This is a genomic window from Mycobacterium sp. MYCO198283 (genome assembly GCF_021213805.1).
Lineage (GTDB): Bacteria > Actinomycetota > Actinomycetes > Mycobacteriales > Mycobacteriaceae > Mycobacterium.
The window spans coordinates 1-9,053 of record NZ_JAJQJI010000016.1 but is presented as its reverse complement, the minus strand read 5'-3'; the positions used below and the strand labels follow the sequence as shown (position 1 = coordinate 9,053).

The following is a 9,053-nucleotide window of genomic DNA, read 5'->3' as shown; positions in this document are numbered from 1 at the left end:
ACTACCGACTCCGCTCACTACTGCACAGCGGCGCACTACACGCACTGATCAATGCACTCTGAATTACGAAGAGCCGGATTCCGGCTTCAGACTCAACCCACCACTGCGCACCTATCTCTACTTCCGGAAGCTGTGGTCCACCACTCCTCACTACTTAACGCGTCAAGTTGTGAGACTTCTCTTTGCACTGCGCATTTCATTCCGATCGTGAACCTCGCTCCCTGAACAACTATTCATCCCACCGCCCGCATCAAATAACCGATCTATTTACTCGGTCCGTTTCGTTTGCTTCCTGCAGGCCGCGAGTCCCCTGAACGGCCATCCAAGTCACCAGCCGCACCTCGTGCTCCTCGATGTCAGGCAAGGGCTCCCTGGGCGGCGGCGCGGTGATCCCTGCCTCGTCGAGCACCTCGGTGACGAGCTGGATGCGCTCTTCGTCGGTACGACCCTGATTGAGCGCCCCACGGACTTGTCGAGACACCTTCGGCGACGGGACGCTCCGCAGTCGGTTCACCAACGCGATTTGTGCGCCCCTCCCCAGATAGCCTCCTTTTTGCAGGACCAGCGTGTAGGCGTCCCTGAAGGCCAGTGGCAGGTCGGGCTGGAAAGCGTTCGGGTCGGTGAGTTCCTGCCATGTTGCATAGGCGCTGTCGCGTGCGACCTCCCATGCGTCAAAAGCCTTGTCGTAGACCGTGTCTGGAAGGAACCGCTCGGCGGTCGCGTTCTCGGGGTCAGCCACCCGGAGGGCAACGAGCGTGTCAGGCGACACGATCGCGACGCCTTCTTCGTTGTATCTGATCGACCAGTCGTCGGTCACCGGCACGTAACGGAACCACGGCTTGGCGCTGTTGCCGAGTTTAATGCAGAACACATACCCGTTGCCTAGCACGATCGGATTGATGAAGCCGCTACCGGATCCATAAGGAAGGCTGAGTACGTCAGCCTTCATCAATGGCTCCATGTTGAAGGCGCCGTACAACCGACGGCGGTACTCCTCACCTGAGAGAGATGCACTGGAGCCGCCGGCATCAAGCAGCTTCTCGAAATCATCAATAACTTGATCGTCCGCCAGATTCACTTCATGGCCGGGCCCTCGTCCCGGAAGCACTTCGCCGGCACCCACGGCTGCGTCGGCCAGAGCAAGCTTCGTTTCCAGGCGTTCCTCGAGCGCCAGCAGGGCGTCAAGGCGTTCAGCGGGAAAGAAAAGCCCGAGGTGCACATAGTCGTGTTTCGATCCGATGCGGTCCACGCGACCGTGTCGCTGGACGATCCGCATCGGATTCCACGGAAGGTCGTAGTTGATCATTTGGCCGGCCTGCTGGAGGTTAACGCCCTCGGCCAACACGTCGGTAGCGAACAAAATGTCGAACTCGTCCTTCGCTGTTGGCTCGCCGTTAGCACTGCGGGGTCCGGCCGTCACTGGAGCGAAGCCCGCAATCGTCGCAGCCCGGCCACCCTGATCCACACCGCCGCTGGCACCTCGCTCAAGCGCTTTCGCATAGGTGCCCATCACGGGTGGCGCAATACGGCCCCGGTAGTCCGCCAATGGCGATTCTCTAGAAACACTGTTGATCGCTTCCACAACCGCTTCATGGATCGGGATAAGCGTGTCGGTAAATGCTGAAAAAACGATGACCTTTCGTCGATCGGAATGCGAAAGGCCCCGTGGGTCCACCCGCCGTGCCTCCTTGGCGATCTCCGTGAGCTCCTCAACGAGCCTCTGGGCCTTCGGTTCGATTCCAGCGACTACGACCGCGGCGAGATCGCGCAAGTCGCCTAGCAGGGCAATATCGGATTCGACGTCGGCCCGAAGCTCGGCAAGATGGTACCCATCGCTTGACTCGATTTGGTCGGCATCGTCGAAGTCAGCCACGAAATCATCGAGGTCATCGGAGTCTGACGAAACCCAGTCGCTCAGCGCCTCGCCTTTTAGGACGAACCCTCTGCCGAGCGCATCCAGGAACCCCGCATGGGAAGTGATCATTTTCTCGAGGGATGCGTGAAGCGCCTGCGGGCTCGACTCAAGTCGCTTTAGTAAGCCGGACCGAAGTAGTCCTGCGTTTGAAATCTGGTACGTCTGCAGGTCATGATCGAGGGTGTACATGCTGGACAAATACCGAGCGAGCATTAGCCGCCGCGGATCTCGGCTTCGTTCCTCCCACGCCCTTGGCGCGTGAGGGTCGGTCGGGTCGTCGAGCGCGTAGACCATCGCATCGATGAGTGCAAGCCCGTCCGCGTCGAGGCCGTAGTCGATTCGGCGTACCTTCGGCTGCGGAAATTTGATCGTGGTCGGCTTCCCGTCGGGCCCCATTATCAGCTCATTAGCGTAGTGCTCCTTCACGAACTTCCGAGTACGGCGGACGGCGACCTGGTCCATCAGGTCGAAGAGGTTTTCCGGTGTCAGATTTGAGGGGTCGACGGACTGCGCATGCTTGATGTACTCGCGGATGCTCGGGATACCGAGCGACGCGAAACGCGCGTCGTCTCGGATAAAGTATTTGATGAGCGTTTCGAGGTCGGCCAATGAGTTGTTCACCGGTGTGGCCGTCAACAGCACGACCTTCTTAGGGCTGCCCGCAGTGATGACACGGTCGACCGCGCCAGACCTCTGTGCCGCGGAGTTGCGTAGGTTGTGCGCCTCGTCGATCACGACAAGTGAATAGTCCTCAATCTCCCTCAAAAACGCATCAATCGGACTCTTATCTGGGTCGAGTCGATTCCGCACTTCCTCATACGAGTAAACCTTCACCCACCGGCTGAAATCATGAGTAAGCAGGAATGGTTCCCACATCGAGGTCTTCAGCGCAGCGGGAGCAACGATTAGAACCCGTTGCCTGTTGATGTTGGCTGTCCGATAGATGACCTCGCCGGCGAGGAACGTCTTGCCAAGGCCGACCTCGTCGGCGACTAGTACGCCACCGTGCTCGTCGAGGAGTCGCTCCATTCTGGCCACACCGTCAGCCTGGAAGCGCGTAAGACCAAGATGTGTCTGGACATTTGGGTTCTCTTCGATGTCCAGGTGCTCGCCATAGAGCTCCCAAAGCATCCGCAGGTAGATTGCCCATGGTGTGTGCGGTTCCCATAGGCGGCCATAGAGCTCGGCGAGATCGTATGGGTCGCTCAACAGCCAGAAGTGCTCGAACCACTCATGCACTTTGGCGGCCGCGCTCGTGCCGCCGCCGGTGCCCAGGTTGAGTTCCGCATTATGGGCGAGGCCGGCGTAGGTCATGTTCGACGAACCAGCGATCGCCGCCTGCGCTGCGCCGTCCTCAACCAGATATGTCTTGCCGTGCAGGAAGCCATTCCCGTAACGACGCACCTCGACCTTCGCGGCGTCATCCGGGTCAACACTGCGAAGCCACTCCACCAACCGCTTCGCTTGGGCTGTAGGCACTCTCGCGAAGCCCATCGTGTCCCGCTCAGCCTCCAGCCAGGCCTGATGGTGTTCGAGGGCGGCGCCTCGGCGAGCGTCCTGATCGGAGTCACCGGACACGATCGCTCGGACGGCTTCGGCATCGGGCTCCGCCCCGAGCAAGAGGCGGACCCGGGGCGCTCGCTCCAGCTCGTCGGCAAGGAGCGCGAAGCCGCCAGGGTTTATGTATGCCGTTGCGATCGCGATGGGGGGCGCGGTCATTTTATTGACACGCAAGAGGTGGAAGAGCTCGTTTACCTTGTCCGCGACGGTCGTCGCGGCGTCGCTCGGCGAGTGATTCGTGGCGAAATCGGGTAGTTGGCTCACGATGCAGCCACCTGATCGGCTGCCGTCATCAATTCACACGCGAGGTCGAACACGGATTTGGGAAAACCCTGCGGGCTGAAATCACGTCGAATTAACTCTAAGTCGTCCGGCTGGAGCCCGTACCCGCGGGCAACAGTGGCTTCCAATCCTGCAAGAAGTTGCTCTCGGCTGTCTCCGTTGAAGGAGGAGGCTTCGGCTACATCTGCAACATTGATCCCGGCGGCGAGCCATTGGTAACCAGCGTTCCGAAGGAGAACTGCGGTGCGGCCAGCCAGTCTCTCGACGTCAGCAATCGTGAGCGCAGGCAGCGGAAGATTGTTGATCACCGGGGCGGTGACGTGGCGGTCAACAAAGCGCCGGGCCCACCAATCCTCAGTGTTGGTATTCAGCAGGCCTACGAGGGCCAGCAGTGCATTCGACGACGTTCCCAAAGCATGGGCAACGGCATGGATGTAGCCCGCGTTGTAAAGGAATCCTCGGGCAGGTAGGGCCGAGGCGATGAGCGTCCGAGTGTCGTCACTGCGGCTCGGATGTCTAAAGATAACTACAGGATGCGATTGCTTGAACACGGGCTCTCCGTTTGCATCGACAACGACCCCCCGGGATTTTGCCGCAAGTCCATGAAAGTCGTCCACGAATTGTTTGACCGCAGCATTGCGGATTGAGAAGGGATCAACATGGCGCGTCATCATTACTCGCCAAGCCCCTTCAGTCTCCGATACCACCACCAGATCGCGGTCGCGTCCTGTTCCGCGGAAATCCCAACGTGCATCGTGAGTACCGGTGATCCAAGACCCAGCCGCGGAAAGTCGCGGAAATTCACGGATCTTGTCGAATACGACCCGGTCGCCTGGATTGTCGAACCACGGGACGACCATGGTGTCGGAGAAACTCGACAACTCGTCTCGGCTGAACTTGATCATCTCGTCCGGCGCGATCGCACGAAGCGCAGTCGCGGAGGTCACCACCGCAACTTCAACCGGCCTGTCAGATGCGGGACCGGCAACGAGGAGCACCACCGCGTAGCTAGCGTGAACACCCTCAAAGAGCCACCCGCCTGCATTGCGTGCCTGCACGAGTGCGACGGAGTGCTTGGCAAAGAGCTCCGCGCGGAGGCGCTTCCACCCGGCCAAGACGAGACACTGACGCGGCAGCACAAGACCTATACCGCCGGTGACACGCACGGACCGCAGCGCCCGTTCGAGCATCAACTGCGCCAGCTCAAGATGAGTGCCGCCCCGCATCGTGAAAGTCGTCTTGAAATAGTCCTGCAGGCGCTGCCGTTCGACTATCTCAGCTGCTTCTCGCGCTGCCTCGACCGGGCGTTCCTTTCGAAGTTCCTCGATACGCGCGTCTCGCTGCACATCAGGGAGTGCCATCAGGCCAGGGCTGACCTTTGCCCAGAACGGGCCGGCTTCCCAGCGCACCTTGTCCCATGGGGGGTTGCCAATGATTGCGTCGAAACCGGGTGAATTTCGCAGAAAGACTTCCGGGAACAAGCAAGGCAGGTGTCCCGGCTGCAACAATTCTCTCGCCTCATCAACCTCGGGGCGCGCGAGCATCAGCAGCAGCGACTGCTCATCAAATACCGTGTTTGGTGCCAGGATTCCCATGCGAACAGCGACAGCGGCGTCGAAGATCCTCCCCGCGGTGTCGGCTGCCTCGCGGGCCAGGTCGAGCAGGCGGGCACCTTCTTCAATCTCCGATTTGTTCGCTTCGCTTGCATTCGCCACATCAACCAGGAGCGTCTTTGCCGACGCAAGTTGATCAGTGAGGATTGAATCGAAGAGGCTCAGCTCGCCTGGACGGCGGCCCGGCTGGAGCACGTCTATGGCTTCGTCGATCGTTCCCATCCCTGTCAAGCTATTTGCGTTAGCGAGTCCGTGATCCAGTGTGCTCATCGGCAGCCCCGGGACAAAGGTATGAATCCATAGTGCGAGACGCGCGAGTTCGACTGCCATCGGGTTGATGTCGAGGCCGTATATGCAACGACGGGCGACTTGTCTGCGCAAGAGCCCGATGTCGTCGACTTCGCTCTTGGCGACGTCGTCCGAGCCGAGTGCCTCCTTGGCTACCTCAGCCAGTCGAAGCAACTCTTGGGTGACGCCCGGCACGGCGTGCTCCGTGAGGAACGTTCGCATGAGCGCTTCGATCTTGTCGACCGCCGCCACCAGAAAATGACCCGACCCCATCGCAAGGTCCGCGACCCTGAAGTCGAAGAACTCCCTTGAGGCGGTAGCCGCGTCGCCTCTCGCGAGGTGGCCCGCTATGTTCTCGAGGTGCATGGTGAGCGCGGGGACGATCGATCGCTCGATCAAGTGGTCCACCGCAACCTTCGGAGTGAAGTACGAGCCGGTCGCCTTCCGCTCGCCCGAGGCCGTGTGGAAGTAGACGGAACCAGCTGTTACCTGCACGATGCCGCCGCCGACGGCTGGCACCCACGCACCGTTGCTGTCTATTGTGAGGTCTTGGTCGGCCAGTGAGAGGGAGCTCTCCAAGAGGCCTTCGTAGATTGTGCCGAACTCACGAACGCTCAACGAGCGAAAGTCGACAGGACCAAGGACTTCGTCATCCCCCACATCGATCAGCAGGCTCTTGAGGGCGGGGCCGAGGACGCTGTCGGGGAGCTCGATCATCTTGATAAGCGCTCCTTCAGCCGAGCGGCCCGCATCGGAGGAGAAGAGCCCGCCGTTGTACGACGGAATCTGCCATTGCGGGTTTCCTTGGTCGATTGCGCTCCACACCTGTACAAGGTCAAACCAAATCGTCGATGAGTCGCCAAACTCCTGACTGTCCGAGTCCAGCAGTCGCCGCGCATTGGTCTTCAGGCTGTTGGCGTCGAAGCCCTCGTTGCGTCCGGACGGGAGCAAACCGCGATCCTCTGCGTACGCCTGGAACAAAAGCCTAAAGAGGACGCGGAGCGTGACGCGGTACGCGGTCGAAAGTCCCTCAGCATCAAGCGTCACTCCGGCGTGCTTCGACAACTGCTGCGCTACCTCGACCGCAACAGGGGGGACGATTTCGTCATAGATACGTTCACGGAGACGCGCCCCGAGTTCGGTGGCGTATCGCGCGCTGTCGCGCAACAGTCCGTCGGCGCTGCCGCCGGCCGTAAGTGCGTTCGCAGAGAAGATCAGCGGTAGTAGCGCAGCGTACTCATACCCGATGGTCGACAGGTCGACCTCAAAGAATGTCTCGGCCTGGCCCTTTGACCCGACCCCGACGCCGTCGCGTCCCGAATACAGGCGGATCTGGTCCTTCCGTAAAACGACTAACCACGGCACTTCCTGGCGCGACGCCACAGCAAGCCCAAACGCGACCGGTGAAAGTTGAAACCGCGGGGTCTTGGCGTCGAATTGCTCAGTATCGTCGAGAAGCACTGCGACCGCGCGCGGTGGATGTCCGTCGATCGACAGCAGAAGTGTCCCGTTCGGACCCGCCTTTGTCGTGAAGCCGAGTGCATCAATGAGCTGCGCCTTGCGCAAGGCGAGTAGCGGGTGGGCCTGTTCGCCGAGCGCCTCCCAATCATCTCGCTGAGGCACGTTGCTCATTATGTGGTGTGTAGCGAACAACCCGCAGTTGGTGAAGCCCGCTACACCGGTTGAGTCCGAGGCTTTGCGGAGCCCGGCCAAACGTTCAGTGGCAGCAAGAACGTCCGGCTCGGCGAGGACGGATAGGAGCTGGCGCTCTGCTTGCTCAACCGGCATCGCGATCACCTGCGCCTGCGGGTCGGGACCGAAGAGATGGACTGCGCCTTCGTGTTCGATCGCCACTACGAGTTGTATTTGAGTCTTGCCCTTGCGTGCGTTGAATATGTCGCGGATGACCTGCCGAGAAGGAGCGGTCGCGGAAGTTGCGACTGCCACTTGGAACCCACCGAGGCCGTGCGGGTCGGGGCCGAGGTACACCTTCATGGTTGTGACACCGGCAGGCGCGGATGGTTCGTTCCAAGCGATGACTTTATCGGCAGTCAATTGCACGCGTACTTCTCCTCTAATCTGGCCGAGAACTCACTGGCGGCCTAGTGCGAAACCCTAGCGACACCGGTCGGCTTCATGTGCACGACGCGCACGACTTGAACTTCACCGACGACCTATCGCTGTAGCTGCTAGGCCCCGGATGGACGGAGCCAGTGGACGATCCGCGCCGCGCCGGGTTCATAAACCCTCGGCAAGCCACAACATGGCATCCGCGAGTTGCGCACGGTCTGTGGGTACGCCGTGACGTCCGAAGGTCTGCAGAACGTCGACGGCAAGCTCGTCGCTAGCCATCCGTTGTCCCCCGCCGCAAGTAAGCGAGCCGCGTTCGCGATCTCTCCACGGGGCTGATGTGCAGTAACTGGCGATCCGCGGTGGTGTCGTTCGGGCAGAACTCGCGCCATGCATCGGGGTCGATCTCGCGCGAGGCCAGATGAACTTGTCGACGACAACGAATAGCCCCGCCTGTTGGATCCGGTAGGCGAGCTTCTTCTCCCGCGACGACCGGACGCGCCTCAACTCAAAAGACTGGGCAGTCACCGCACCAGCCGATCAATGTGCATGGGTCCCTCGTAAGTTGCGATCTCGTTGTTCAACGCGCCGATCTTCTATTACTCGCTTGCCGCCTTCGTTCGACCGAACCATTCGTTGTCAGCGAGTACTTGCAGCGGGGTCCGATGAACGATGTCGTCCTTGAACCGTTGTTCCGCCGAAACAACGATCACACCGGGGTAGCTCTCGTTCAAGAGCTTCAAGTGCTCGACGTCGGGGATGACATCGCCCAAGTCGTTCCAGGTGTGCGTGCTTCCCGGCGGCAAATCATCGACCAGCGACCGCGACCACTCCGGCGCGAGTTCGCCCACGGCGCCATGGAGGCGAACCGACAACTGAAGCCCAGACACCGGCACGTCAGAATCGTTCGCAACCGCGATGTCGGTGACCAGCGGCATTCGGTTATGGATGAGGGCGAGGTTGACCGCGGGTTGGGCGTGCACGTCAAAGCGGAGGCCATTCGGTTAAATGACACGAGCGGGCCAGATGGCGTTGTTGAACATGCTCCCCCAAGATGCTGATGCGAGCCGTTGATAAGACAGCTCCGGAGCGAAAGCTTAGCCAGCTCACCGACAGCGGCAGTGCGTTCCGCGGCAGCACGTCACCAGTGCGGTCAGTGTGAGGAGCAGCTACCGGACCACTCGGCCGTAGGAAAGACAAGAGAGTCCTGCTGGAGGCGGATGGGAATTCCACCGTTCCACTCACCTTACCGCACAAACGCACTCCCCCGCTCACGATCGAGGAACGTCTCGCTCTTGTTCCGCAGGAAGAACACGTACACCACC

The 9,053-nt window shown here is 60.6% G+C and carries 3 protein-coding genes; all 3 read right to left on the bottom strand.

The window, feature by feature from the left end; translation table 11 throughout:
• Positions 1-250: 250 nt before the first annotated feature.
• The 3 genes from LV457_RS19910 to LV457_RS19900 all read right to left on the bottom strand — a co-directional run bounded on the left by LV457_RS19910 (position 251) and on the right by LV457_RS19900 (position 8,666).
• Positions 251-3,739, bottom strand: a complete 3,489-nt coding sequence (locus LV457_RS19910; protein WP_232173274.1) for an SNF2-related protein — start codon at positions 3,737-3,739, stop codon at positions 251-253.
• Positions 3,736-7,719 (bottom strand): Eco57I restriction-modification methylase domain-containing protein, encoded by a 3,984-nt coding sequence (locus LV457_RS19905; protein WP_232173273.1) that lies wholly within the window; start codon positions 7,717-7,719, stop codon positions 3,736-3,738. The genes LV457_RS19910 and LV457_RS19905 overlap by 4 nt, the downstream gene beginning before the upstream one ends.
• 608 nt (positions 7,720-8,327) lie before the next feature.
• Positions 8,328-8,666: a hypothetical protein gene (locus tag LV457_RS19900; RefSeq protein ID WP_232173272.1), complete on the bottom strand. Its 339-nt coding sequence runs from the start codon at positions 8,664-8,666 to the stop codon at positions 8,328-8,330.
• Between the last annotated feature and the right edge of the window lie 387 nt (positions 8,667-9,053).

Excerpts from the sequence above, each read along its gene's own strand:
- LV457_RS19900 (WP_232173272.1), bottom strand. The coding sequence starts at position 8,666 with ATGCCGCTGGTCACCGACATCGCGGTTGCGAACGATTCTGACGTGCCG.